The sequence below is a fragment of the Herbiconiux sp. VKM Ac-2851 genome, from assembly GCF_013205105.1.
GTDB lineage: Bacteria > Actinomycetota > Actinomycetes > Actinomycetales > Microbacteriaceae > Herbiconiux > Herbiconiux flava.
The window spans coordinates 16,170-42,338 of sequence record NZ_JABMLJ010000002.1 but is presented as its reverse complement, the minus strand read 5'-3'; the positions used below and the strand labels follow the sequence as shown (position 1 = coordinate 42,338).

20 protein-coding genes are annotated in these 26,169 nt (G+C 69.5%); 18 read left to right on the top strand and 2 right to left on the bottom strand.

The features are described from left to right. Nucleotide 1: 1 nt before the first annotated feature. From HQQ85_RS06890 to HQQ85_RS06850, 9 genes are read left to right on the top strand one after another with little or no spacing between them, the layout of a single operon-like run. On the top strand, nt 2–1,807 hold the full coding sequence (locus HQQ85_RS06890) for a dipeptide/oligopeptide/nickel ABC transporter permease/ATP-binding protein (protein WP_371741804.1): 1,806 nt from the start codon (nt 2–4) through the stop codon (nt 1,805–1,807). Continuing rightward, on the top strand, nt 1,804–2,634 hold the full coding sequence (locus HQQ85_RS06885; RefSeq protein ID WP_173181806.1) for an ATP-binding cassette domain-containing protein: 831 nt from the start codon (nt 1,804–1,806) through the stop codon (nt 2,632–2,634). The genes HQQ85_RS06890 and HQQ85_RS06885 overlap by 4 nt, the downstream gene beginning before the upstream one ends. Continuing rightward, entirely contained in the window at nt 2,631–4,118 is a 1,488-nt protein-coding gene (locus HQQ85_RS06880; protein WP_173181805.1) for a glycoside hydrolase family 43 protein, read from the top strand. Before HQQ85_RS06885 ends, HQQ85_RS06880 begins: the two co-directional genes overlap by 4 nt. Next, nucleotides 4,115–5,341: a glycoside hydrolase family 1 protein gene (locus tag HQQ85_RS06875; protein WP_173181804.1), complete on the top strand. Its 1,227-nt coding sequence runs from the start codon at nt 4,115–4,117 to the stop codon at nt 5,339–5,341. Before HQQ85_RS06880 ends, HQQ85_RS06875 begins: the two co-directional genes overlap by 4 nt. A gap of 33 nt (nt 5,342–5,374) precedes the next feature. Then, the gene (uidA, locus tag HQQ85_RS06870) at nt 5,375–7,228 is read left to right on the top strand and encodes a beta-glucuronidase (protein WP_173181803.1); all 1,854 of its coding nucleotides are present in this window, start codon (nt 5,375–5,377) and stop codon (nt 7,226–7,228) included. Then, nucleotides 7,215–8,228 (top strand): Gfo/Idh/MocA family protein, encoded by a 1,014-nt coding sequence (locus tag HQQ85_RS21595; protein ID WP_173181802.1) that lies wholly within the window; start codon nt 7,215–7,217, stop codon nt 8,226–8,228. Before uidA ends, HQQ85_RS21595 begins: the two co-directional genes overlap by 14 nt. Then, nucleotides 8,225–9,289, top strand: coding sequence for a LacI family DNA-binding transcriptional regulator (locus HQQ85_RS06860; protein ID WP_173181801.1), 1,065 nt, complete (start codon nt 8,225–8,227; stop codon nt 9,287–9,289). The genes HQQ85_RS21595 and HQQ85_RS06860 overlap by 4 nt, the downstream gene beginning before the upstream one ends. Beyond that, nucleotides 9,286–11,706, top strand: coding sequence for a glycoside hydrolase family 3 N-terminal domain-containing protein (locus HQQ85_RS06855; RefSeq protein ID WP_216851580.1), 2,421 nt, complete (start codon nt 9,286–9,288; stop codon nt 11,704–11,706). Before HQQ85_RS06860 ends, HQQ85_RS06855 begins: the two co-directional genes overlap by 4 nt. Next, on the top strand, nt 11,703–14,714 hold the full coding sequence (locus tag HQQ85_RS06850) for a glycoside hydrolase family 2 TIM barrel-domain containing protein (RefSeq protein WP_173181800.1): 3,012 nt from the start codon (nt 11,703–11,705) through the stop codon (nt 14,712–14,714). The genes HQQ85_RS06855 and HQQ85_RS06850 overlap by 4 nt, the downstream gene beginning before the upstream one ends. Before the next feature lie 19 nt (nt 14,715–14,733). On the opposite strand, the gene HQQ85_RS06845 is transcribed toward HQQ85_RS06850, so the two are convergent. Both HQQ85_RS06845 and HQQ85_RS06840 read right to left on the bottom strand, forming a co-directional pair. After that, the gene (locus HQQ85_RS06845; RefSeq protein ID WP_173181799.1) at nt 14,734–14,925 is read right to left on the bottom strand and encodes a hypothetical protein; all 192 of its coding nucleotides are present in this window, start codon (nt 14,923–14,925) and stop codon (nt 14,734–14,736) included. A 247-nt stretch (nt 14,926–15,172) separates the two neighbouring features. Then, entirely contained in the window at nt 15,173–18,013 is a 2,841-nt protein-coding gene (locus HQQ85_RS06840; RefSeq protein WP_173181798.1) for a LuxR family transcriptional regulator, read from the bottom strand. A 205-nt stretch (nt 18,014–18,218) separates the two neighbouring features. On the opposite strand from HQQ85_RS06840, the gene HQQ85_RS06835 reads away from it, so the two are divergent. The 9 genes from HQQ85_RS06835 to HQQ85_RS06795 all read left to right on the top strand — a co-directional run bounded on the left by HQQ85_RS06835 (nt 18,219) and on the right by HQQ85_RS06795 (nt 26,129). Next, nucleotides 18,219–18,788, top strand: coding sequence for a hypothetical protein (locus HQQ85_RS06835; protein WP_173181797.1), 570 nt, complete (start codon nt 18,219–18,221; stop codon nt 18,786–18,788). Between the two features lie 20 nt (nt 18,789–18,808). Beyond that, nucleotides 18,809–18,967, top strand: a complete 159-nt coding sequence (locus tag HQQ85_RS06830; protein WP_173181796.1) for a zinc transporter permease — start codon at nt 18,809–18,811, stop codon at nt 18,965–18,967. A gap of 72 nt (nt 18,968–19,039) precedes the next feature. Then, nucleotides 19,040–20,035, top strand: a complete 996-nt coding sequence (locus tag HQQ85_RS06825; protein ID WP_173181795.1) for an NAD(P)H-quinone oxidoreductase — start codon at nt 19,040–19,042, stop codon at nt 20,033–20,035. Nucleotides 20,036–20,047: 12 nt separating this feature from the next. Further along, nucleotides 20,048–21,712 carry an MFS transporter gene (locus tag HQQ85_RS06820; protein WP_173181794.1) on the top strand — a complete coding sequence of 555 codons (1,665 nt, stop codon included), beginning with the start codon at nt 20,048–20,050 and terminating at the stop codon, nt 21,710–21,712. Continuing rightward, the gene (locus tag HQQ85_RS06815) at nt 21,709–22,155 is read left to right on the top strand and encodes a lipocalin-like domain-containing protein (RefSeq protein WP_173181793.1); all 447 of its coding nucleotides are present in this window, start codon (nt 21,709–21,711) and stop codon (nt 22,153–22,155) included. Before HQQ85_RS06820 ends, HQQ85_RS06815 begins: the two co-directional genes overlap by 4 nt. A 31-nt stretch (nt 22,156–22,186) precedes the next feature. After that, nucleotides 22,187–22,915 carry an acetolactate decarboxylase gene (budA, locus tag HQQ85_RS06810; RefSeq protein WP_173181792.1) on the top strand — a complete coding sequence of 243 codons (729 nt, stop codon included), beginning with the start codon at nt 22,187–22,189 and terminating at the stop codon, nt 22,913–22,915. 11 nt (nt 22,916–22,926) lie between these two features. Beyond that, entirely contained in the window at nt 22,927–23,967 is a 1,041-nt protein-coding gene (locus HQQ85_RS06805; protein WP_173181791.1) for a cupin domain-containing protein, read from the top strand. A gap of 3 nt (nt 23,968–23,970) precedes the next feature. Then, nucleotides 23,971–24,720: a YoaK family protein gene (locus HQQ85_RS06800; protein WP_173181790.1), complete on the top strand. Its 750-nt coding sequence runs from the start codon at nt 23,971–23,973 to the stop codon at nt 24,718–24,720. Beyond that, a complete protein-coding gene (locus tag HQQ85_RS06795) occupies nt 24,717–26,129 on the top strand; it encodes a DHA2 family efflux MFS transporter permease subunit (RefSeq protein ID WP_173181789.1) in 1,413 nt (470 codons plus the stop codon). The genes HQQ85_RS06800 and HQQ85_RS06795 overlap by 4 nt, the downstream gene beginning before the upstream one ends. Nucleotides 26,130–26,169: the final 40 nt, after the last annotated feature.

Below are 26,169 nucleotides of genomic sequence, written 5' to 3'. Positions count from 1 at the left end.
GGTGACGAAGTCGGTCGCCGCACCCAGCACGGAGTCCATCGCGGTCGCGCAGGCGGCGGCCGTCGCTGCGTCCCGCACCCCGCTCTGGAAGAAGCTGCTGAAGGACCCGCAGGCGGTCATCACCGCCGGCATCCTGATCGTGATCTTCACCCTGGGGCTGCTCACCCCGCTGATCGCGCTGCACGGCCCGAACGAATCGGCGCTCAGCATGGTCAACGCGCCCCCCGGAACCCCGGGATACCCCCTCGGCGCCGACGAGTCGGGCCGTGACATCTTCAGCCGGCTGCTGCACTCGATCAACACGGCCGCCGTCTCCGCCCTCCTCGGCACCGGCGTCGCCCTGATCGTCGGCATCACCGCCGGCCTCATCGGCGGCTACTTCGGGCGGGCCACCCGGGCCACCACCGAGTGGATCTTCAGCCTGATCATGACCTTCCCCGGTCTGCTGCTGCTTATCATCCTGATGCCCGTCACCGGCGGCGACTACCGGGCGACGATGCTGATCTTCGGTGTGCTGCTCGCTCCCGGCATCTACCGCATCGTGCGCAACCTGGTGCTCGGGGTCAAGAACGAGCTCTACGTCGACGCGGCCCGCGTCTCCGGCGTCGGCACCCTGCGCATCCTCGGGCGGCACGTGCTCACCGTGGTGCGCGGTCCGATCATCATCGCCGCCGCGTTCATGGTCGGATCCACGATCGCCGTGCAGTCGGGCCTGGCCTTCCTCGGCGTCGGGTCACTCGAGATCCCGAGCTTCGGAGCGATGATCTCGTCGGGCTTCCGCAACCTCTACATCGCGCCCACCCAGTTCCTCTGGCCGAGCCTCCTGCTCGGGCTGATCACCGCCTCGCTGGTGCTGCTCGGCAACTCGCTCCGCGACGCGTTCGAGGGCTCGAAGCCGAAGCCGTCGAAGGTCGGGGCCGGCCAGCGGGTCGCCGAGATCGACTCGGTGCGGCCCGAGGCGGCGGCGGATGCGCTGCTTGCCGTGCGCGGGCTGGCCATTGCCTATCCCACCCCGACGGGGGCGCTGTTCGAGGTCGTGAAGGGCGTCGACCTCGAGATCGCGCGCGGCGAGGTGCTCGGCCTCGTCGGGGAGTCGGGGTCGGGCAAGTCGCAGACCGCGTTCGCCACCCTCGGGGTGCTGCCGAACGAGGCCGTCATCACGGGCGGCTCGATCGTGTTCGAGGGCCGGGAGCTGATCGGACTCTCCGACGGCGAGATGCGCCCGCTCCGGGGCAAGGAGATCGCGTACATCCCGCAGGAGCCGATGTCGAACCTCGATCCGTCCTACCGGGTGGGCGCACAGCTCGTGGAGGGGGTGCGGTCGGCGCTGAAGGTCTCCAAGAAGGAGGCCAAGGCCCGGGTGCTCGCGCTGCTCGAACGCTGTGGGATCGCCGACCCGGCACGCACTTTCGACTCCTACCCGCACCAGATCTCGGGCGGCATGGCCCAGCGCGTGCTGATCGCCGGTGCCGTGGCGAGCCGGCCGAAGCTGCTCATCGCCGACGAGCCCACCACGGCGCTCGACGTGACGGTGCAGGCCGAGATCCTCGACCTGCTCCGCGACCTGCAGGCCGAGCTCGACATGGCGGTGCTGATCGTCACGCACAACTTCGGTGTCGTCGCCGACCTCTGCGACCGGATCGCGGTGATGAAGCAGGGCCGCATCGTCGAGACCGGCACCGCCGCTCAGGTCTTCGGCAGCCCGCAGCACCCCTACACGAAGACCCTGCTGGGCGCGATCCTCGACGAGTCCTCGTACCGCACCGATCCGCCCGTCGCGGCGGCCGCCCAAGGAGGCCAGGCATGACCCTGCTCGAGATCGACGGCCTCCGGGTCTCCTTCCCCGGCCGGGGCTTCCGCGCGAAGCCGGTCGAGGTGCTGCACGGGGTGTCGCTGTCCGTGGCACCGGGGGAGACCCTCGGGCTCGTGGGCGAGTCCGGATCGGGCAAGACCACCATCGGCCGGGCCGTGCTCGGCCTGGTCAAGCCGTCCGGGGGCACCATCCACTTCGAGGGACGCGAGATCGGCGGGCTTCAGGGCCGCGCGCGGCGCGGCCTCTCCGACGACATCCAGGTGGTCTTCCAGGACCCGTACTCCTCACTGAACCCCTCGATCACGATCGGCGACACGCTCGCCGAGCCGCTCGTCATCCAGGGCGCCACCCGGCGCGACGCCCGGGCGCGGGTGCGGAGCCTGCTCGACCAGGTGGGCCTGCCGTCCGACGCGGTCGAGAGGCTGCCCCGCGAGTTCTCGGGCGGGCAGCGGCAGCGCATCGCGATCGCCCGTGCCCTCGGCCCGCAGCCCAAGCTCATCGTCTGCGACGAGCCGGTCTCGGCCCTCGATCTCACGACGCAGGCGCTGGTGATGGACCTGCTGGTCGACATCCAGCGGCAGACGGGTGTCGCCTACCTCTTCATCTCGCACGACCTCACCGTCATCCGGCACATCAGCCACCGTGTGGCCGTGCTCTACCGGGGCGATCTGGTCGAGACGGGTCCGGCCGTCGACGTGACGTCGACGCCCGAGCATCCGTACACCCGCACCCTGCTGCTCGCGGCGCCGGTCGCCGACCCCGAGGAGCAGCGCCGCCGCCGCCTCGAGCGCCGCGCCTCGGCCGCGGGGGTGGGCGGATGAGCGCCCCGATCATCCCCGGATTCCATCCCGATCCCAGCATCTGCCGTGTCGGCGACCGGTACTTCCTCGCCACCTCGAGCTTCGAGTACTTCCCCGGAGTCCCCCTCTACACGAGCACCGACCTGCTCTCGTGGGAGCTCGTGGGCAACGTGCTCGACCGGCCGTCGCAGCTGACGACCCGCGCGGGCCTCGACGGCGCGAGCGGGGGCGTCTACGCTCCCACCCTGCGCCACCACGACGGTCTGTTCTGGCTCGTCACGACGAACATCCACGAGGTCGCCCGCGGCCACCTCATCGTGCACGCGGAAAATCCGGAGGGACCCTGGAGCGACCCGGTGCACGTCGCCGGTCTCGTGGGCATCGACCCCGACCTGCACTGGGACGACGACGGCTCCTGCCGCCTGACGTGGTCCGACGTGCTGCGCGGCGGCATCTCCCAGGCGCTGATCGATCCCTTCGAGGGCACCGTGCTCTCCGAGCCGAGCAGCCTCTGGCAGGGCACCGGCGGGGCGCATGCGGAGGGCCCGCACCTGTACTCCCGCAACGGCTGGTTCTACCTCCTCGTCGCCGAGGGCGGAACGGGCGCCGGCCACATGGTCACGGTCGCCCGGTCCCGGGCGGTCGACGGGCCCTTCGAGTCGAACCCCGCGAACCCGATCCTCACCCATCGGAGCACCTCGCTGCCCGTGCAGGCCACCGGTCACGCCGATCTCGTCCAGCTCGCCGACGGCGGCTGGGCGCTCGTGCACCTCGGCACCCGGCCGCGGGGTTCTTTCCCGCGCTGGCACACCAACGGCCGCGAGACCTTCCTCGCCGGAATCGACTGGGTCGACGACTGGCCCGTCGTGGTGGAGGGCCGTTTCGAAGCCGCAGAGGATCCGCAGGGCTTCGTCGAGACCTTCGACTCCGGGTCGCTGCATCCGCGGTGGGTGTCTCCGGGAGCCGATCCGGCGGAGTTCGCCCGCCCGGGGCCGCAGGGACTCGTCCTCGCGGCCGGGCGGGCGGCCGACGCCACAGCGGCCGAGCGCCTGCTGGCCACCCGGATCGAGCACCTCGAGTGGACCGTCTCGGCCGAGGGCGCCGGAGACTTCGCGCTGTCGGTGCGGATCGACGACGAGCACCAGGCCGCGGTCGAGCGGGTCGGCGACGAGGTGCGGGCCAAGGTCGTCATCGGCCCCCTCGCCGGGATCGTCGCGAGCGAGCGGGGAGTGCCGACGTCGGCCTCGCTGGTCGTCAGCTCGATCCCCTTCGACGCTCCCCCCGGTGCGCGGAAGGGCCCCGACCGGATCGTCCTCGGCTACGCCTCCGCCGGCGAGGAACGCCACCTCTTCACCCTCGACGGCCGGTACCTCTCCACCGAGGTGGCCGGCGGCTTCACCGGCCGGATGGCCGGCATCGAGGCGCTCGGCGGCCCGGCCACCGTCACCCGCGTCCACTGCACGACCCCCACCGACACCGCACCGACAGAGAAGGATCACCGATGACCACCGCATTCCCGAACGGCTTCCTCTGGGGCGCCTCGACCGCCGGCCACCAGATCGAGGGCAACAACGTCAACAGCGACTGGTGGGCGCGCGAGCAGGTGACGCCCGGCATGGACCTCTCGGGCGACGCCTGTGACAGCTACCACCGCTACGGCGAGGACATCGCGCTGCTCGCCGAGGCCGGCCTCGACTCCTACCGCTTCAGCTTCGAGTGGTCGCGCATCGAGCCGATCGAGGGCCGCTTCTCGCGCGCCGAGCTCGCCCACTACCGGCGGATAGTCGACGCCTGCCTCGAGGCGGGCGTGACCCCGGTCGTCACCCTGCAGCACTTCACCACCCCGCAGTGGTTCGCCGAGGCAGGGGGCTGGTCGGCGCCGGACGCGTCGGATAAGTTCGCCCGCTACGTCGCCGAGGCCTGCACCGTGCTCGACGGCGTCGAGTGGGTGGCCACGATGAACGAGCCCAACATGCAGGCCGCCATCATGACCGCCATGAAGCGCATGCAGCAGTCGGCCGACGGCAGCTGGACGAGCCCCACGGTCGAGCACGCCACCGACGAGGAGCGCCAGCGCGCCTCCCGCAACTTCCTCGCCAACGCCGACCCCGAGATCGGGCGGATGTTCGTGCGCATCCACCACGCGGCGCGCGCCGTCGTGCGCGAGAAGACCTCCGCGAAGGTCGGCTGGACGATCGCGGCCGGAGCGCTGACCGCCGCTCCCGGCGGTGAGGAGAAGCTCGCGGAGATCCGCTACGGCAAGGAGGACGTGTTCTGGGAGGGCAGCCGCGGTGACGACTTCGTCGGTGTGCAGGCCTACTCGAGCCAGGAGGTCGACGCCCACGGTCTCGTGCCGCACCCCGTCTCGCCCGACAACACCCTCGTCGGGACGGCCTACCGTCCCGACTCCCTCGCCATGGCCGTGCGCCACGCCTGGGAGGTCACCGGCGGAGTGCCCGTGCTGATCACCGAGAACGGCATCGCCACGAAGGACGACGAGCAGCGCATCCGCTACACCGACGAGGCCCTGCAGGGGCTGCACGACACCATCGAGGAGGGCGTCGACGTGCGCGGCTACCTGCACTGGACGCTGCTCGACAACTACGAGTGGGGTCACTGGGAGCCCACCTTCGGCCTGATCGCCGTCGACCGCGAGACCTTCGTGCGCACGCCCAAGCCGAGCCTCGGCTGGCTCGGCGACGTCGCTCGCCGCAACGCGCTCGCCTGACCCGCCTCCCCTGAACCGTACGAAGGACCTGTGATGTTGAAGCCCATCTCCACCCCCACCCGTGAACTCGTCAACCTCGACGGGGTCTGGCGGTTCGCGATCGACTCGCGCGCCGGTGCCGAACCCTGGACCGGCCTCCTCGGCACCCCGCTCGAGGCGGCGGTGCCGGCCAGTTACAACGACCTGTTCGTCGATCCCGAGATCCGCGACCACGTCGGCTGGGTCTACTACCAGCGAGAGGTGCGGGTTCCCCGGGGCTGGGGCGGCGAGCGCGTCCTGCTGCGCTTCGACGCGGCCACGCATGCGGCGAAGGTCTACGTCGACGACGAGCTCGCCGGCGAGCACGTTGGCGGCTACCTGCCGTTCGACGTCGACATCACCGACCGCGTCGCCGCGGGGGAGCGCTTCCGGCTCACCGTCGCGGTGAGCGGCGACCTCAGCAACGAGACCATCCCGCCAGGGAAGATCGAGGTCGGGATGAACGGGAAGAAGAAGCAGACCTACTTCCACGACTTCTACAACTACGCCGGCCTCGCCCGCTCGGTCTGGCTGCACAGCGAGCCGAAGACGCGCATCGCCGACGTCACGGTGGTGACCGGCTTCGAGGGCGCGACCGGGTCGGTCGACTGGACCGTCGTGACCGACGGCGTGGACGAGGCGCGCGTGCGGGTGAGCCTGAGCGATGCCGCGGGGGCTCCGGTCGCCACGGGCCAGGGCGCCTCGGGGTCGCTCACTGTGCCCGACGTCACGCTCTGGCAGCCGGGGGCCGCCTACCTCTACGAGCTGACCGTCGAGCTGCTCGACGAGGGCGACTCCGTGATCGACAGCTATCCCGTCGCCGTCGGCGTGCGCACCGTCGAGGTGCGCGGGCACGAGTTCCTGATCAACGGCGAGCCGTTCTACTTCACGGGCTTCGGCAAGCACGAGGACACCGCGGTGCGCGGCAAGGGCCACGACGACGCCTATCTCGTGCACGACTTCCAGCTGATGGAGTGGAGCGGCGCGAACTCGTTCCGCACCTCGCACTACCCCTACGCCGAGGAGGTGCTCGACTTCGCCGACCGCCACGGCATCGTCGTGGTCGACGAGACGGCGGCGGTCGGGCTCAACATGGGCGTCGTCGGAGGCATGACCGGCACCCCGCCGTTCCCCACCTTCTCGGAGCAGTACGCCGGTGCCGCCACCCAGGCGGCCCACGCCGAGCACCTGCGCGCGCTGATCACGCGCGACAAGAACCACGCCTCCGTCGTGATGTGGTGCATCGCCAACGAGCCGGCCTCGAACGAGGAGGGCGCGCTGGAGTACTTCACGCCGCTCGTCGAGCTGGCCCGCGAGCTCGACCCGACCCGTCCGCTCACCTACGCCATGGTGATGTTCGCGACGTTCAAGAACGACCGCATCATCGAGCTCTTCGACGTCGTCAGCCTCAACCGCTACTACGGCTGGTACATCGCGACCGGTGACCTGGCGACCGCCGAGACGTACCTGCACGGCGACATCCAGGGCTGGATCGACCGCACCGGCAAGCCGATCATGATGACCGAGTACGGCGCCGACACCCAGCCCGGCGTGCACTCCGTCTGGGACCAGGCCTGGACCGAGGAGTACCAGGTCGACTACCTCGCGATGAACCACCGGGTCTTCGACCGCTTCCCGCAGTTCATCGGCGAGCAGGTCTGGAACTTCGCCGACTTCGCGACCTCCAACGGCATCCACCGCGTCGAGGGCAACAAGAAGGGCGTGTTCACCCGCGACCGGAAGCCGAAGGCGGCCGCGTGGGCGCTGCGCGCCCGCTGGCGCGGGCTCGAGGGCCGGAAGCCGGGCAGCGACGGCAGCACGGGCGCCGGGAGCGGCGAGGTCACCGGTGCCGACGGTGCCGACGGCTGACCCGTCCGGGGTGCGGTGGGCGGTGCTCGGCACCGGCCGCATCTCGGAGTCGTTCGTGCCCGACCTCCAGCAGGCGGAGCCCGGTTCGGTCGTGTCGGTCTGGGGGCGCACGGCTGACAAGACCGCCGCGTTCGCCGAGCGGCACGGGCTGGCGCACTCCTCCGCCGAGCTCGACGAGGTGCTCGCCCGCGACGACGTGGATGCCGTCTACGTGGCCACGCCGGTGGCGACCCACGCCCCGCTCGCGATCCGAGCCCTGGAGGCCGGGAAGCACGTGCTGGTCGAGAAGCCGTTCGCCTTCTCGACCGAGGAGGGCCGCACCGTCTTCGAGGCCGCCCGGCGGAACGACCGCTTCGCCATGGAGGCGATGTGGATGAAGTTCAACCCCCTGCACGTCGAGCTCCGCGAGCGCGTTCTCGCCGGCCTGATCGGTGAGCCGCGCTCGGTGCGCGGCGGCTTCGGCATGCCGTTCCCCGCGGGCGGCAGCCGTTGGAGCGCCGAGCTCGGCGGCAGCACGGTGCTCGACCAGGGCATCTACCCGATCACCCTGGCCGACTGGATGCTCGGACCCGCGCAGGCCGTCACGGCCACCGGCTCCGTGCTCGACGGTGTGGACGTGTCGGCGCAGATCTCGCTCGACCACGGTGACGGCCGGGGCTCGCAGTCCGCCTGCTCCGTGCTGGAGTTCTGCGACCCCTCCGCCGCGATCAGCGGCACCGCCGGCTGGATCGAGATCCCGGCCATGTTCTGGGCCGGCGACACCGCCGAGTTGCACGCCGGGTCGCCCGAGGCGCTGTTCCGCACGCCCGATCGCCTGGTGCGGGAGCGCGAGGGCAATGGCTACGTGCCGATGATCCGCGCCGTGAACGGGGCGATCGCCGAAGGGCTGCGCGAGCATCCGTCGCACGATGCCGCCGCCACGCTGCGGATCGCCGGGACGATGGACGAGGTGCGCTCCCAGATCCACTCCCGCGGCGTTCCGGCGCGGAGCCCGCGGTGAGCGAGGAGGGCGAGCGCGCGCCCTCGCGCCGGCGCCGCAGCGGGGTCGCGACCATCTACGACGTCGCCGACCTCGCCGGGGTCAGCCCGTCGACCGTGTCGAGGGCGCTGTCGCAGCCCGGCCGGATCAGCGCGCCGACGCAGGCGCGCATCCGCGACGCGGTCGAGCAGCTGAACTTCCGGTTCAACCCGATGGCCCGGGCCCTGCCCACCGGGCGCAGCCGCACCATCGCGCTGCTCGTGGCCGACATCACCAACCCCGTCGTCTTCGGCATCGTCCGCGGTGCCGAGGGCGCCGCCAAGGCCGCGGGCTACACGCTCGTCGTCGCCGAGTCGCAGGAGTCGGGTGACACCGAGTCGGAGGCCATCGATCGCATCATGCCGAGCGTCGACGGCATCGTGCTCGCGACGACGCGACTGGCGAGCGACCGCATCCGCCAGATCGCGGCGCAGAAGCCGGTCGTGCTGATCAACCGGGAGGTCGACGGCGTCGTCGGCATCCTGCCCGACATCGACAGCGGGGTGACCGAGCTCCTGACGCATCTCGTCGAGCTGGGGCACCGCTCCATCGCCTACCTGGCCGGCCCCGAGGCGTCCTGGATCAGCGAGCAGCGGTTCAGCCGCATGCTCGACGTCACCGAGCGGCTCGGCGTCGCCCTGGTCGAGATCGGCCCGAACGCCCCGACGATCGAGGGCGGCCGGTCCGCGCTCCGCCGGGTCGTCGCGGCCCGGTCGACCGCAGCGGTCGCGTTCAACGACCTGATCGCGATCGGCCTGATGCAGGCGGCGGCGACCGAGGGCATCCGCGTCCCCCGCGATCTCAGCGTCGCGGGCTTCGACGACATCTTCGGCAGCGAATTGATCACCCCGCGCCTGACCACGGTGCGCGCCCAGCTCGTCGCGGCCGGAGAGCGTGCAGTCGCAAGCCTCCTCGCCGAACTCGCCGGCGACGACGACACCGAGCGCACCCGGCCCGAGAACCCGCTGCTCGCCACGACCCTCGTCGTGCGCGAGTCGACGGGCGTGCATCCGCCCACCACCCCCTCAGGAGACCAGCCGTGAACCACCTCGACCCGTCCCACCCCGCCGAGGCGCGGGCCCGTCATCTGCTCGAGCGGATGACGACGACCGAGAAGATGCATCAGCTCACCGGCGTGCTCGCCAACACGCTCACCGGCTTCAGCGGGGGCCTCGACCGGGGCAGCCTCGACCGGCTGCTCGGGGAGGGCATCGGCCAGATCGGTGCCCTCTTCGTCGGCACCGGGTCGCTCGGCACCGTGGTCGAGCTGTCGAACGGCATCCAGCGGTACCTGATGGAGCGCACGCGGCTGGGCATCCCCGCCCTCGTGCACAACGAGACGCTCAACGGCGTGCTCGGCGAAGGCTTCACCTCGTTCCCCACCGCCATCGGGCTGGCCGCCACCTGGCGGCCGGAGCTGGTGGGCGAGATGGCCGAGCTCGTCCGGGAGCAGATGGTGACGGCGGGAGCACGCCAGGCGCTGGCACCGGTGCTCGATGTCGCCCGCGACGCGCGCTGGGGGCGCGTGCACGAGACCTTCGGCGAGGAGGTGCTGCTGGTGTCGGCGATGGGCGTCGCCTACGCGCGGGGACTGCAGAGCGGCGACCCCCGGCGGTCGGTGCTCGCCACCGCGAAGCACTTCCTCGGCTACTCCTCGACCGAGGGTGGCCAGAACATGGCGGCCACCCATGCGGGCCCGCGGGAACTCAGGGACGTCTACGCGGTGCCGTTCGAGGCGGCCATCCGCGAGGCGGGGCTCGCGAGCGTGATGAACAGCTACTCCGAGATCGACGGCGTGCCGGTGGGGCTGTCGCCGGAGGTGCTCGACACGCTGCTGCGCGACGAGCTCGGCTTCACGGGCACCGTGGTCTCCGACTACCGCACCCTCTACTACTCGGTGGTGCGCCAGGGGGCCGCACCCGACGCCGTCACCGCGGGTGCGCTGGGGCTGCGGGCCGGCCTCGACGTCGAGCTGCCGGTGGCTTACGGGTACACCGACGAGCTGGCCGCGGCGATCGACCGGGGTGACGTCGACGTCGCGCTGCTCGACCGCTCGGTGCTGCGGGTGCTGACGCAGAAGTTCGCGCTCGGCCTGTTCGAGGACCCCTACGCGGAGACCGACCCGATCGTGCTGACCGAGGTGTCGCAGCGCGGGCGGGAGCTCTCCCGCACCCTGGCCGCCGAGTCGGTCACGCTGCTCGAGAACCGGGCTGGGGTGCTCCCGCTCGCGCCGACCCACCGCTCGATCGCCGTGCTGGGCCCGCACGCCGACTCGGTGCTCGCCGGGTTCGCGAACTACACCTACCCACCGGTCCTCGAGATGCTGCGCGGCATCGCGACCGGCGAGGCCCGGATGGCCGGCTGGGAGGGCGCGCTCGACGGGCTGCCGGAGTCGGTGCGAGCCGAGGTCGAGGCCCGGATGGAGGCGATGCGCCAGCTCGACCCCGAGGGTGCGGCGCGGGAGCAGTACGGGGCGGTCAGCCTCGTCGACGGCATCCGTGCGCTCGCGCCCGACGCCGTGGTGACGACCGCGCCGGGAACCGGCGTGATGGACTCCGAGCCGCAGGACATCGACGCGGCCGTGGCCCTCGCGGCCGAGGCCGAGGTGGTCGTGCTCGCCATCGGCGGCCGATCAGCCGCGTTCTCGGGCCGGGCCACCGAGGGCGAGGGATCCGACTCGGCGACGATGGAGCTGCCCGCCGCTCAGCTGCACCTGCTCGAGCGGGTCGCGGCGACCGGCACCCCGGTGATCGCGGTGCTGTACGCCGGCAAGCCCTACGACCTCCGGGCGATCGCCGCGCAGTCGGCCGCGGTCGTGGCCGTCTACTACCCCGGGCCGGAGGGCGGCGCCGCGATCGCGGACGCCCTGTTCGGCGTCACCACCCCCTCGGGCAAGCTGCCCTTCACCGTGCCGCGGCACATCGGCCAGGTACCGATCTACCAGGGCCAGAAACGCGGCAGCGGTCACCGGCGCACCGAGCACGACCAGTTCCAGAGCTATGTCGACCTGCCGAACACGCCGCTCTACGCCTTCGGGCACGGGCTCTCGTACACCTCGTTCGAGTACGGCACGATCGAGGTCATGACGCCGACGGTCGAGCCGAGCGGCATGCTGCAGCTCGCCCTGACGGTGCGCAACACGGGCGCCGTCACCGGCGCGGAGACCGTGCAGGTCTATCTGCGCCTTCCGGGGGTCGGAGTTACCAGGCCCGAGCAACAGCTCGCCGCCTTCGCCAAGGTGCCGCTCCAGCCGGGGGAGGAGCGCACGGTGTCCTTCGACATCCCGGTCACCCAGCTGGGCTTCACCTCGGCCGAGGGTCGCTACGTGATCGATCCCGGTGCGGTCGAGATCCGCGTCGGGTCGGCCTCCGACGACATCCGGCGCACCGCGACCGCCGCCATCGTGGGCGAGCGCTCCGCCGTCGACCGCAGTTTCCTGCCCGAGACGAGGATCTCATGACCGACGCCTTCCACGACGACGCGGGGTTCCGGCCGCTCAATCGGCTGCCCATGAGTTCGATCAGGCGGGCATCCGTCGTCGATCTCGACGGGGTCTGGGACTTCCAGCTGCTGCCGGCACCCGACGCGCCCCTCGGCGAGGCCTGGGCGACGGCGACGGTGCCCGGTCTCTGGACCATGGACGGTCTCTCCGACGGGCCGCACTACACGAACGTCGCCATGCCGTTCGAGGAGGTGCCGCCCACCGTGCCGGTCCAGAACCCCACGGGCGTCTACCGTCGGCGCTTCGAGGCGCCGGAACTCGACCGTTCGCGACGGCTCGTGCTGCACGTGGGTGCCGCCGAGGGGCACCTGAGGGTGCGGGTGAACGGCGTCGACGTCGGCACCAGCACCGACTCCCACCTCGCTGCGGAGTTCGACATCACCGACGCGCTCGTGGCCGGAGACAACGAGCTCGAGCTCACCGTGGCCAAGTGGAGCGCGGTGACCTACCTCGAGGACCAGGACCACTGGTGGCAGTCGGGTCTGTCGCGCTCGGTGCACCTCGTGACCCTGCCCGCGGTGGCGCTCGCCGACGTGGTGGCCGTCGCCGACTTCGACGCCGCCACGGGCCGGGGCGCTCTGCAGCTCAGGGTCGAGACCGCCGGGCTGAAGCACCTACCGTCGAACGATTTCAGCATCCGCGTGCGGGCGCTCGGCCACGACGAGACGCGTCCGGTCGCACCGCGGGTCACCGCCCCGACGCTGCCGAAGCCCAGCCGTGAACGTTCGGTGCGGCCCGAGCCCAGGCTCCCCCCGGATTTCATGGACCTGATCAGCATCACCGCCGCCAGCGCTCCCGTGCCGCCCGAGTTCCGCGCGATCCCCGACGCTTTCGCCGCGATGGCCCCGCAGTCGGCCCCGGGCACCGCGGAGTTCTCGTTCGAGGCCCTCGAGGTCGCACCCTGGTCGGCCGAGACGCCCCACCTCGAGGAGGCGCTGGTCGAGCTCGTCGACGCCGATGGCGCCGTGCTCGACGCCACCTCGCTGCGGGTGGGCTTCCGCCGGGTCGAGATCGTCGGGCGAGACCTGCTGGTGAACGGCCGGCGCATCCTGCTGCAGGGCGTCAACCGCCACGATCACGACCCCGTGACCGGCCGGGTGATGACCCGCCAGAGGATGCTCGACGAGCTCAGCCTGATGAAGCGCGCCAACATCAACGCGGTGCGCACCTCCCACTACCCGAACGATCCCGAGTTCCTCGACCTCTGCGACGAGCTCGGCCTCTACGTCGTCGACGAGGCCGACGTCGAGGGACACGCCTTCGCCTCGACGATCGCCGACGACCCGGCCTACCTCGGTCCCATCCTCGAACGCGTGCAGCGGATGGTGCTGCGCGACCGCAACCACGCCGGCATCATCGCCTGGTCGCTCGGCAACGAGACCGGCTACGGTGCCGCGCACGACACCGCCGCGGCCTGGCTGAGAACCGTCGACCCCACCCGCCCCGTGCACTACGAGGGCGCGATCTCGACCGACTGGCACGGCGGCCACAGGGCCACCGACATCGTCTGCCCCATGTACCCGTCGTTCGACGCCCTGCGCTCCTATTCGGCGGATGCCCGTGCCGACCGGCCCCTCATCCTCTGCGAGTACGCGTACTCGCAGGGCAACGCGACCGGAGCGCTCGCCGACTACTGGGAGCTGTTCGACACCCTGCCGGGGCTCCAGGGCGGCTTCATCTGGCAGTTCATGGACCTCTCGCTCGACCCCGACGGCGACGGGCGGTTCCGCTACGGCGGCGACTTCGGCGACGAGCCGAACAACGGGCCGACTCTGCTGAACGGCATCGTCTTCCCCGACCTCACGCCGCAGCCGGCCTACTGGGAGGTGCGCTCGGTGTTCAGCCCGGTACGGGTCGTCGCGAGCGCTGAAGACGTGCGGAACGGCCGCATCGAGCTGCGGAGCCGGCTGACCTTCGCCGACCTCTCGGGCTTCGCCGTCGAGCTGAGCGTGGAGACGCCGAGCGGACGGGTGGGTGCGGTGACGGTAGCCGATCCGGGGCTCGCCCCGGGGTCGTCGGCGACCGTGTCGCTGCCGGAGAGCATCCGTTCGCTGCTCGCCCATGAGGATGCGCTGGCTCTGACCGTCCGGCTGCTGACCGCGACCGCCGCGGCCTGGGCGCCGGCCGGCACGGAGCTCGCGGTCGAGCAGGTGCCGCTGCCCGCGGTGTCCGCGTCGCTGCCGTGGTCGGAGGCGGGTGCTCCGTGTCTCGGCGAGGGCGGGAGCATCCGTCACCCGCTGCTGACCGAGGCGCCGCGGCTCGAGCTCTGGCGCGCCCTCACCGACCACGACCGCTCGTTCTCGCACGACAACCGCTTCGTGCGCTCGGGCTTCTTCGCGCTCGAGCCGGTCTCGGTCGACGTGGTTCAGGATGCCGCCGTGGCCGTCGTGACCACCGTCTACGAGGCGGCGTTCGGCGACCGGGTCGTGCACACCCGCCGCATCGCCCAGTTCGGCGACGGCGACTACCTGCTGAGCGAGCGGGTCGAGCTGCCCGAGGGCACGAGCGACGGACTGCGGGTCGGCGTCGTCTTGTCGCTTGTCGACGGCTTCGACGAGGCGGAGTGGCTCGGCCTCGGGCCGTGGGAGAACTACCCCGACCGCGCCTCGGGCGCTCTGCTCGGCGCCTGGTCGAGCCTGATCGACGCGCTGCCCGTGCCGTACACGCGGCCACAGGAGAACGGACTGCGCGGCGGTGTGCGGCGCCTGCGCCTGAGCGGCCCGGCCGGGGTGGTCACGACCTCGCACGCCGCCCCGCTGCACGTGGGCGTCGGCCGCCACACGGTCGCGCAACTCGAGGCGGCCGACCACTGGTGGGAGCTTCCCGCCTCGAGCGCGACCGTGGTGCACCTCGACGTCGCGCACCGCGGCCTCGGCTCGGCGCTGCTCGGGCCGGACACCCCGAAGCGCCACCGTCTCGCGGGCAGCAGCTACGCGTGGGAGTGGCGGCTGACGCTCGGGGGCTGATGGCGCCGGCGCAGGGGTGCTACGCCCGGTCAGACCTACGAGTGACCGCCGGCCAGGTGCTGAGTCCCGCGATGCCGATGACGGTGAACACGGCGACCACTCCCCAACTCTGGACGGCGAGTCCGAAGCCGACGAAGCCGACAGCAATGACGACCGTCATCACGGTCGCGGCTCGGAAGAGGCCCGCTTGCGAGTTCGACGCGCTGTTCATGGTGTGCCCTCTCTGCTCCTTCACCCAGGCTATGAGGACCACCGTCTTCGAACATCCGTCGAGCGACGGACTTCCCGCCCACTGCCGTCCTGTTCGTCTGGATCGGGTGACGGTCGATCTGTCAGCCCGCAAGACGGTTGCTCAGCGTGCGGAGGAAGGATCGCACAGCGGGCACATCGCTCCTTGCGTCGGCTCTCCCGCGCTTGCAGGTACGAATCGGACCCATGCGTGAAGTGCACTCGGTCGGCTAGACGGGACCCAACTCGGCGTAGCGCTCGGCTACCTCCCGTCGCGTGTTGAGGCCCCACTTCGCATAGATGTGTCGGATGTAGGTGACGACGGTGTGCGGAGAGACCAGCAGTTCATCGGCGATCTGCTGCGTCGTGAGGCCGGAACTGATGAACGCTGCGACCTGACGTTCCCGGGGGGACAGCCCTGTTGTATCCGTGGCATCTGTGGGGCTGATGGGTCGCTGGTGAACACCCTTGCTTCTCAGCATCTGGAGCACGCGGGTGGCGTCGCGGGTGGCACCGCAGCGCGTGTAGAAATGCAACGCGTCGGTCAGGGCGGTTGTGGCTTGTTTCGGGGTCGCTGAGTAGATGCCGACGGCCTCGAACAGGGTTCCCGTGACGAGAGGGCGGCATTCGTGCCGAAGTTGTTCGGCGGCGGCAAGGAGGTCGTCAGCGGAGCGGTCTCGGATACCGCGCGCGGCCCGAGCGACGGCAGCGACGAAGACGTTCGTTGGATTCTTGTCGGCACGGTCCTGTGCAACCTCGACGACGACGTCAACGGCATCAAGGTCACCGGCGACCTGACAGATGAAGGCGAGCACGAAATCGTCAGCGAAATCAGCGGGGGTGGTCATCGAGGGAGTCGCGTCCCGCAGCGTCGCGATGGCAAGCCGGGAGTATTCGTATGCTTCGTCTGGCCTCATCCGCTCTTGTGCCTCCATGGCGAGACTCCATCTGCCGGTGCGTGTGAGACCCACACTGTCGGCAAGACTCTGGATGAGTGGGCGGACCCTCTCTCGGAGCGGTACGTCTCCGGTGCGGAGGGAGATGCGATGTAGAACGACTCCTGCGGTGGCGTTCATGAAATCGCCGAGCCCCAGCTGCTCTCCGAGCTCGAGGACAGTTTCGGCCTGTGCCCGGGCCTCGTCCAACCGGCCGAGGCTGTACAGAACCCGCGATCGGACCATCATCCAATAGGCCTCGGCGAGGACGTTCTTTGCGGCGCGGACTTCTGCCAGACCGTCGTCGGTGAGTCGCAGGGCTTCGTCGCAGTGGCCGGTACTGTTCCGCATGAAAGCCAACCAGAGGCCTTCCGGGAGCCATAGTCCGGTCGGGATACCGAGATGAGATACGCGGTCCAGCGCTTGCCGCTGTAGCCGTTCGGCCGTGTCGAAGTCGCCTTGGTAGAAGACCAGCACGGATTCTGTCGCGTCGAGCGTGGCCAAAGCGAGCCCATCGCGGCCGTCGTCTGACGCCTCCCGAGCGAGAGCCAGACTGGTGCGCAGCCCTTGTTCATCAGCCTTGTTGGCGAAGTTGAGGGCGCGGACGGAGAGCAGCCCGACGCGTGACTCGTCCGAGATGCCCGGTATGGCAAGACCCGCCGCAGACTCGCGGAGTGCGCCGTCGAAGTCCGACTCGGTGAGTTGGCGTGCCAGAGCGAGACTGACCCGCGCGCGAGCGTCGGGACTGAGAAGCGGCCTCAGCGTGCGGCTCATCTCCATGGCCTCTTCGATTCGTCCTCCAGCGAGGACGAGGGGAAGCATGGCCGCGACTCGGTCGGCATGAGCCGCGTTACCGGAGGTGAGTTGAGCGCCGGTGATGACGAGTTCAGCGGCTCCTTGCACGTCCGTGGAGGAAAGCTGCTGGGCGGCGAGGAAGAGAAGCTCGATCGACTCATCGTCGCCGGCCTCGGCGACCGACACGATCGCCGACGCGAGAGTGGCAACCCCTTCCCCGGCGCGGAGGCGACGGTGGATCACCTCACGGGTCATGGCCCGGCGAAGCGAGGGCGACAAGCTCTCGCTCGCCGCCGCCTGAACGGTGTCGTGACGGAAGGCGAAGGACGTGCTCGTGTCGACCACGAAACCCAGGTCGAGGAGCTCTTGAAGCGCGGGTGCGGCCGCAGCAGCGGTCTGACCCAGGATGTCGAGTACTCCGCTGAGGGGGAAGTCCCTGCCGTAGAGACTCCCGATCTGCGCGATCCGTAGCGCATCGCGACTCAGATGATTCAGCCGGTCCCTGGCAGATGTTCCGAAACGAGCGGGGAGGGTGTCGTCATCAAGATCGATGACCCCGCGGGCAGATTGGAGCAGACCCTCCTCCTCCAGGCCGCGGAGGAGCTCGAGGACGAGTAGGGGATACCCGGCGGCGCGAGTGAGAGCTTGCTCGACTCGTGGCCCGGGCTGACTGCCGAACGCGTCTCGAACCATGTCATCAACCGCAATCTTGTCCAGCGGCGGGAGGTCGATGGTGGGAGTGAGTTCGCCGATCCGTGCGAGGAATCGTTGATGTGCTGCACTGTAGACCCCGGTGCGGCTGGCCAGAACCCAGTACACCGGGACGCCTTGCAGGTCGTGGATGAGTGCGGCGATGGCGCCGAGAGATCCTGCGTCCAACCACTGCAGGTCATCGACTATGACCAGCGCACCGGACTTGCTGGCTTGACTCTCCAGCGACTCGGCGATCATGCGGGTCAGCCAGTATTTCGGTGCCGGCGAGAGCATGAGCGGGCCCAGGTCATCTTTGGTCACCAGGGGCGGATCGGTTCGTGTTGCCGCGCCGATCAGCGCGCCCAGCGGCGAGAGAGCCGAGTCGATGTCGGGCGCGACGACCATGGTTGTCCAGTTGCGATCCGCTGCGATGTGCAAAGCGTGCTGCAACAGTCGCGTCTTCCCGATCCCCGGGTCGCCGGAGATGAACGTGACGGCCTGATCGCCGGCGGCGGCAACCTCGAATCCGTGCGCGATCTGGCGGGTTTCGGCCTCTCGGCCGCGGATGGGCGCGTGGTATCGGCCGGCACCCATTCCAGAGAGCGCGTCGAGGCCGTGTCGGCGCGCCTGACGGCCATCAGCAAGCACCCATCCACGGTATCGGGCCAATTGGGGCTGGCCCTGACCCCCTCACAACCACCCTCAGCACCATGCGATATCCGCGACAGAACCGGGGGATGTGGGGATTCCAGGGCCGAATCTACGGTTCCACATGCGGGTTTCAGACCCGATGAAGTGGCCCCCCGGTCACGCATCCCCGCCGGGAACCCGGCACAACCGGAAGGAAAATCCAATGAGCGTTATGGTTCGCGACGACCTCGTGCTTTCGCACGCCGTTGTCACCGCCGACGTGACCGCACCGTTCGAGTATGTCGACATTGAGCAGTGGCTGAAGACCCTGCCGACCCACGAGTACGAGCGCTGTGCGCCTGGCGACCACAAGGCCGCCGGTTACACCGTGGACGACGACGGCACCCCGATGTCGATCAACGTCGAGATGATCGGCACCGGCCTGGTCATCCAGCAGTACCGCTACGAGGTCGCCAGCCCCACCTACTGCAAGATGGTCTCGATCTCCGACGTCTACTCGGCCGCCGGCTGGACCACCACCCAGGTCATCTGGGAGCTCGGCATCGAGCAGCTCGAGGGCGACCAGCTGCGTTACGTCAACACCGTCACCTCGCACCCCACCGAGGACTTCTTGAAGTTCATCATCGACAGCGGCCAGACGTTCGAGGAGGCCGCCGCCGCCCGCCAGCACGCCTCCGGCGCCCACTGCGAGGTCGAGACCCCGCACTACGCCCGCAGCATCGCTGCGTTCGCGAAAGCCCGCGCAGCCGAGGCCGAAGCGGCCAAGGCCTGAGCCGCGCCCGAGGATCAGAAATGACCACGGACGACGTGCACGACGAGCACCACACCACTGAGGTGCACGAACACGGCGAAGGATGCGGACACGAAGCGGTTGCCCACGGCGCCCACGTCGACTACATCCACGACTCGCACCGTCACGCCCTGCACGGGGACCACTACGACGAGCACTGAGTAGCCAGCTGATCGAAGGGGGCCACGAGCCCCCTTCGATCACGGCCGCGCCCAGAAGGGAAACCAACCTCGATGTCCTTTGCGATCCGTTTCACTCACCCGGGTCCTCCTGACGTCCTGCACCTCGTGCGGGTCGAACGGCCGGAACCAGGACCGCACGACGTGCGCATCGAGGTCGCCGCGGCCGGGGTGAACAACGCCGATCTGCTCGAACGACGCGGGCACTACCCCGTGCCACCGAACGCCCCACCCGGCCTCGGACTCGAGGTCGCTGGCACCATTACTGCGCTCGGCAGCGCGGTCACCACCTGGAAGCTCGGCGACCGGGTCTGCGCCCTCGTCGCCGGAGGTGGCTACGCCGAGGAAGCGATCGCGCCCGAAGCCCAGGTGATGCCTATTCCGGCCGGCCTCAGCATGATCGAAGCGGCCGCGCTACCCGAGGTTGCCTGCACCGTGTACTCCAACCTCGCCATGATCGCCGGTCTGAAGGCCGGGCAGGCTGTGCTCATCCACGGCGCCGGAGGGGGGATCGGTTCGTTCGCGATCCAGTGGGCGACCGCGATCGGCGCACAGGTCATCACCACCGCCGGCAGTGAGGCGAAAACCCAAGCGGCGCTCGAACTCGGAGCGGTCGAAGCGGTCAACTACCGCGCCGCCGACTTCGTCAGCGCGACCCTGGACGCCACCGACGGCCGAGGCGTTGACGCGATCCTGGACATCGTCGGCACCACCTACCTGCGCCGCAACATGGAGTGTCTCGCCGACGACGGGCACCTGGTCATCATCGGAGGAGCGGTAGGACCGGTCACTTTTGACCTGTGGGAGCTGCTCTCGCGCCGCGCCAGCATCTCCGCCACCCTCCTACGAGGCCGCCCCGCACACCAGAAAGCAGCAATCGTCGCCGGTGTCACCCGCGACGTGCTGCCCCTGGTCGAGGCGGAGGAGATCCGCGCGGTGGTCGACACCGTGTTCCCGCTTGCCGAAGCATCCCTCGCCCACGAGCTGCTCGAGTCGGGTCGAACAGTCGGCAAAGTCGTCCTCGAAACCAGTCGTCACCGGCCCCGCTAAGAGACCACAATCATGACTGACACCGCCGCCGACACCGCTACCGGTCCGGTTCGAGTGCTCGCGCCGTTCACGGTGCCGATCTTCCGCGCACTGTGGATCGCCGCCCTGGTCAGCAACATCGGCAGCTGGATGCAGACCGTTGGCGCGCAATGGTTCATGGTCGAGCAGAACAGCCCACCGCTGCTCATCGCACTCGTCCAGACAGCTTCCGCCGCACCCGTGCTTCTGCTCGGAATCCCCGCCGGAGTTCTCGGTGAGCTCCTCAACCGACGGGGCCTGCTCATCTGGGTGCAGGCCGCGCAAGTGCTTATCAGCGCCGGCCTCGTCGCCCTCACCGCGGCGGCAGAGATGACCCCCTACCTGCTGCTCGTGCTGACACTGCTGCTGGGCGCCGCATCCGCGGTGCAACTGCCCGCCTACGAAGCGATCTCCGCCGAGATCGTGCCGACACGCATGATCCCGAACGCGGCCTCTCTTAGCGCGATCTCCGTGAACCTCGCCCGAGCGATCGGGCCGGCCATCGCGGGCCTGCTGCTGTCCAGCCTCGGCGTTGCGTTCGTCTTCGCGATGAACCTCGCCTCGTTCGCGGTGTTCTTGATCGTGCTGATCGGGTGGCGAAGCTACCGCCCCGACCCGCACCAGCCCGAACGATTCATCGACGCGACCCGGGCTGGCGTCCGCTACGTCACCCACTCCGGCGTCGTTCGCCGCCTCTATGTCCGGCTGGGCCTGTTCGTCGTGCCGGGCAGCGTCCTCTACGCGCTGCTGCCGGTCCTGGCGACCGACCAGCTGGGCCTGGACTCCGCCGGTTACGGGGTCCTCCTCGCCGGTCTCGGCGTCGGAAGCGTTGCGGCAGCATTCTTCGCCCCGATCGTGCGGGACCAGATCGGACCCAACCACACCGTGCTGATCTCCTCAGCACTGTTCGGCACAGGAACAGTGGTCGTGGCCCTCTCCCCATCCCTAGCGCTGACTCTGCCGGTGCTCGCCGTCGTCGGCGCCGCCTGGATCGGAGTCGTTGCCACCCTCAACGGGGTCGTCGAGTCCTTCCTCCCCGTCTGGGTTCGAGCTCGAGGGCTGTCCATCTACCAGATGGTGCTGTTCGGTTCCCTCGCCGTCGGAGCCGCCGTGAGCGGCGGAGTCGCCGGCTGGGCCGGCACCGCCATCACAACGGCGGCCGCCGGCATCATCGTGATCGTCGTCACCGCCTCACAGCTGCTGTGGCCCCTTCTCCCGACCGCGGAGAAGAAGCGCCCCACTGCACCGTTTCCGCTCGCACCAGACCAAGGCGCCGACATCGACCCCCAGGGTTTGACCCTCGTGCTCGTCCGCTATGACGTCCCCGACGTCAACCGGGCCGCGTTCGTGGAGCAGATGCGACTCGTCGAACACAGCCGCCGCCGCACCGGAGCACGCACCTGGACTCTCTATCAAGACCGTGAGAGCCCCGGAGAACTCGTCGAAGTCTTCGGTGTCGGGAGCTGGCAGGAGCACCTGCAGCAGCACACCACCCGCCCCACCCAGTACGACGACGAGACCATCCACGCCGCCAGCGCCCTCGCCACAACCGTCGACGTGCACCACCTCATCCAGGTCGGTCGCACCCGTATCGCTTTCCCCGCCAGCTCAACCCACATCGCCCGGCATCACCACAAGAAGCAGGAGAACCAGCCATGACCACCACCATCGACGACCTCGTCGGAGCCTGGAAGTTCGTCAGCGCCGAGGAGGTCTTCGCCGACGGCGAATGCCGACCCCAGTTCGGTCCCAGCGCCGACGGGTATCTCAGCTACAGCCCCAACGGCATCGTCACCGCCGTGCTCGGCAGCACGACCCGTCCCGCCAGCGCCGCCCCCAGCCCGGAGGGCGCTACCGACGCCGAGGTTGTCGCCATGGCCCGCGACTTCATCGCCTACGGCGGACCCTTCACCCTCGACCCTGATACGGACACAGTCACCCACCACATCGACATCGCCCTCTTCCCCGGCTGGCAGGGCGGCACCCAGGTGCGCACCTTCACCGTCCACGGCAACCTCCTCTACGGCAAGACGCTGCCCGCCACCACGCCCGACGGTCGGAGCTTCCACGTCGAGTTGACCTGGGGCCGGGTCCACGCCTGACGGCGACCCGTGAGGACTGATCGGCGAACAAATGAGCGAGCACCGCAACCACGTCATCGACTGGGATGAAGACATCGAGCTCTACCGGACCTCGACCGTGTCTGCTCTGATCGCCGGTCTTTACGACGGAACGATGACGGTCGAGGAGCTGCTCCGTCACGGTGACTTCGGGCTCGGCGCCTTCGACCGACTCGACGGTGAGCTGATCATCCTCGAGGGGGTCTGCTACCACCTCCGAAGCGACGGCACCGCCGTCATTGCGCGAGGCCTGGACCGGACCCCGCTGGCTGCTGTCACCCGCTTCCGGCGGACGACCATCCTTGTCGTGCAGCAGAAGACCTCACTCGAGGAGCTGACAGAGCGGATCGATGCCGTCACCGGGGGTGAGAACGTCCCTCTCGCCATCCGCATCGACGGGCGATTCTCATCCCTGCGGACCCGGGCGACGACAGAACAGCACAAGCCGTTCGTGCCGCTCGCAGAAGCGATCGAGCCGCCCACGATCAGCACCTTCGCCCCCACCACCGGGACAGCGGCCGGGTTCCGGACTCCGCGATTCGAAGCCGAGCTGTCCATCCCCGGCTACCACCTCCACTACATCGATCATCCCCGCACCCAGGGCGGCCACGTGGTGGATCTGGCCCTGGATTCCGGCACGGTCTCCGTGTCTCCAATCACCGACCTGAAGCTTGTCCTCCCCACGAACCCCGCTCACCTCACCGCCCCCCATCCGGCACCTGCCACGGCTCCTGCCCACTGAAAAGGAACGACATGAGTACCCCCTCCCGCCACGTCGCGTCCCTCGTCGACGCCGCACCCAACTTCGAGAGCGACCTCGGCTCGGTCGCTCAACTCACCACCGGCAACTTCCCGATCCTCGACGGCATGACCCTCAAGCGGATCGTGCTCGAGCCGGGAGCCCTCCGCGAGCCGCAATGGAACGTGAACTCGAACCAGATCGCCTACGTCACCCGCGGCACCGTGCTGGTGTCGATGCTCGCCACCAGCGACGAGTTCGCCACCTTCCTCGTCAAAACCGGGCAGATGTACCACGTCGCCTCCGGCGCGATCTACCACATCGAGAACGTGGGGGAGGAGACAGCAGAGATCATCGCGGCGCTCCGCACGGGCGACCCCCAGCACTTCTCCTTCCAGAACAGCGTGAACGTGATGAGCAACGCCGTGCTCGGCAACACCTACGACCTGCCAGCCTCGGCATTCGAGGAGTTCCCGCGGGGTGACGCACCGCAGATCATCCGCCGCACCGGCAGCGCGAGCATCCCCGCCAACGTCGGGCTACCCAACGCACACCTCTTCGACGCCGAGGGGCAAATCGCACCTCTCGCTTACCCTTACGGCTCGGCGAAGCTCGCCCGGAAGCAGTTCTGGGCGGCGCTGGAAGACCTGTCGATGTACTCGCTGAACATCGGCGGCGGAGGCATGCGGGAGCCACACTGGCACCCGATCACCGCCGAGCTCGGCTACGTCAAGAGCGGCCACGCCCGGATGACCGTGCTCGACCCCGACGGCACCGTCGACACCTACGAGCTCAACCCCGGCCAGGCATACTTCGTGCCGCGCGCCTACCCGCACCACATCGAGGCACTCAGCGAGGAGGGGATCGAGTTCCTGATCTTCTTCGACCAATTCGTGCCCGGCGACGTCGGCTACCGCGCCACCGCAACCGCCTTCTCCCGCGAGGTACTCGCCGCGACCTTCCAGGTGCCCGAACGGGAGCTGCCAGAGTTTCCCTTCACCCCCATCGACCCGCTCATCGTGTCGCGCAACAACCCACGCGACCCGATCGCCTGACCGATGACCATCCCTCCCGCCGCGATGACGCCGGCGCGACGATCAGGCCGCACAGCTCTGGTCGCCGTGGTGCTCGCCTTCGCGGCGGGAGCCACCGACGCTTTCGCCTTCCTGCAGCTCAGCGGCGTCTTCACCGCGAACATGACCGGCAACCTCGTCCTCGGCGGCCTCATCGACCGTCCCGGATACGGTTCAACCATCGCAGGGATCATCACCGCGATCGTCGTCTTCGCCGTCACCTTGTTCCTGGCACTGCGATTCATGCCGTTCAACGCTCCCACCGACCGGACGGTCATTCTTCTCGTGTTCGCGGCCATCGCGCAGGCAGCAATCTTCGGCATGTGGGCCGTCCACCCGGGGGCGGCATCGACGACCACCGTTGTCGCTCTGATCGGACTGTCCACAATCGCGATGGCCTGCCAGACCGCCGTCGCGAAACGAATCGACGGGGCCTCCGGTATCACAACCACCTACGTCACCGGCACCATCACCAGCCTCATGGCCGACGCCGCCGACCGAAAACCCCAGCCCGTCGGCATCCGCCTTGGCGTCATCGCCGCCCTCGTCCTCGGTGCCCTCAGCGGAGCCGTTCTCATCCACACCGACCCGCTCTACGGTGCGGCACTCCCCATCCTCCCCGCCATCGCCGCAGCCGTCCTCACCGCCACAACAGTTACGGACGCCCGACACCGCTCGGCCCTTCCCTTCGACCACATGCCTCTCACCTCACCGAACGGAGCAGCACGCCGATGAAGCACCCACCCCGCTCCCTGCTCCTGGCGATCCTTTGCGGAAGCCTCTTCCTCGTCTCCCTCGACAGCACAATCGTCAACGTCGCTCTCCCGACCATCGCCCGCGAGCTCGGATCGAGCGTCGCGACCCTGCAGTGGACCGTCGACGCCTACCTCCTCGTCCTCGCCGCACTGCTTCTACTCTCCGGATCACTCGCCGACCGACGGGGGCGCAAGAAGGTCTTCGCCGTCGGCGTCATCATCTTCACCACCGGGTCGCTGCTGTGCAGCCTCGCGCCCACCGAGCACTGGCTCATCGTCTTCCGCATGTTCCAAGCCGTGGGCGGCTCGGCCATGACCCCGGTCGCACTGGCGATCCTCACGAACATCTTCACCGGCCCCACCGACCGCGCCCGGGCGATCGGCATCTGGTCAGCCGTCAGCGGGGCAGGCATCGCCGCAGGTCCGCTCGTCGGCGGGTTCCTGATCGATTCCGTCGGGTGGCGATCGATCTTCTGGATCAACGTGCCGACCGGCATCGCGGTCGCCGTGCTCGTCATCGTCCTCATCCCCGAGTCCCGGGCCGCCACGCCGCGCGCTCTCGACCCGATCGGACAGGTGCTCGCCATCCTGCTGATGGTCTCGCTGGTGTTCTCGATCATCGAGAGCCCCCGCCTGGGCTTCCACTCGCCGATCATCTACGGCACCATCGCCCTCACCGTCGCGAGCCTAATCGGCCTCATCGCCTACGAACGCCGCCGACCGCAACCGCTGATCCCGCTGTCGCTGTTCCAGCAGCGCCGCTTCACCGTCGCGTTCAGCATCGCCATCCTCGGATTCCTCGCCTTCGGCGGGCTCCTGTTCATCAACACCCTCTACCTCCAGCAGGCCCTCGGGCTCCAGGCATTCCAGGCCGGGCTCCTCACCCTCCCGCTCGCATGCGCCACGGTCGTCGCCGCCCCCCTGTCCGGGCGGCTCCTGTCCAGGTATGGCGGGCGTCGGCCGCTCGTCGTTGCCGGCGTCGGCATCGGGGTCGGAGCGCTGCTGATCATCGCCGCAGCGTTGAGCCCGAACGTGCTGTGGCTGATCGGCCCCTACGCCGTCTTCGGTGTCGGGTACGGCATGCTCAACGCCCCCGTGAACGACACCGCCGTCTCCGACCTACCCGACGATCAGGCCGGAGTCGCTGCGAGCCTGATCTCGACCGCGAAGCAGACCGGGTCAGCCCTCGGCGTCGCCATCGCCGGCGCGGTGATCGCGACGCATCCCGGCGACGACATCACCGCCGCGTTCTCCGCACGCGGCTGGTTCGCGATGCTCCTCATCGCCGCCTGTGGAGTCGCCATCGTCGCCCTCGCGTTGCCTCGCGCCGCAACACCTGCACCTACCGCGCCCCCTGTCCGCAAGCCCGCCGTGGCGGTCGCACCGTGACCCGCACAGGCCCCAACCCGATCCTTCGAAAGGGTTCGCC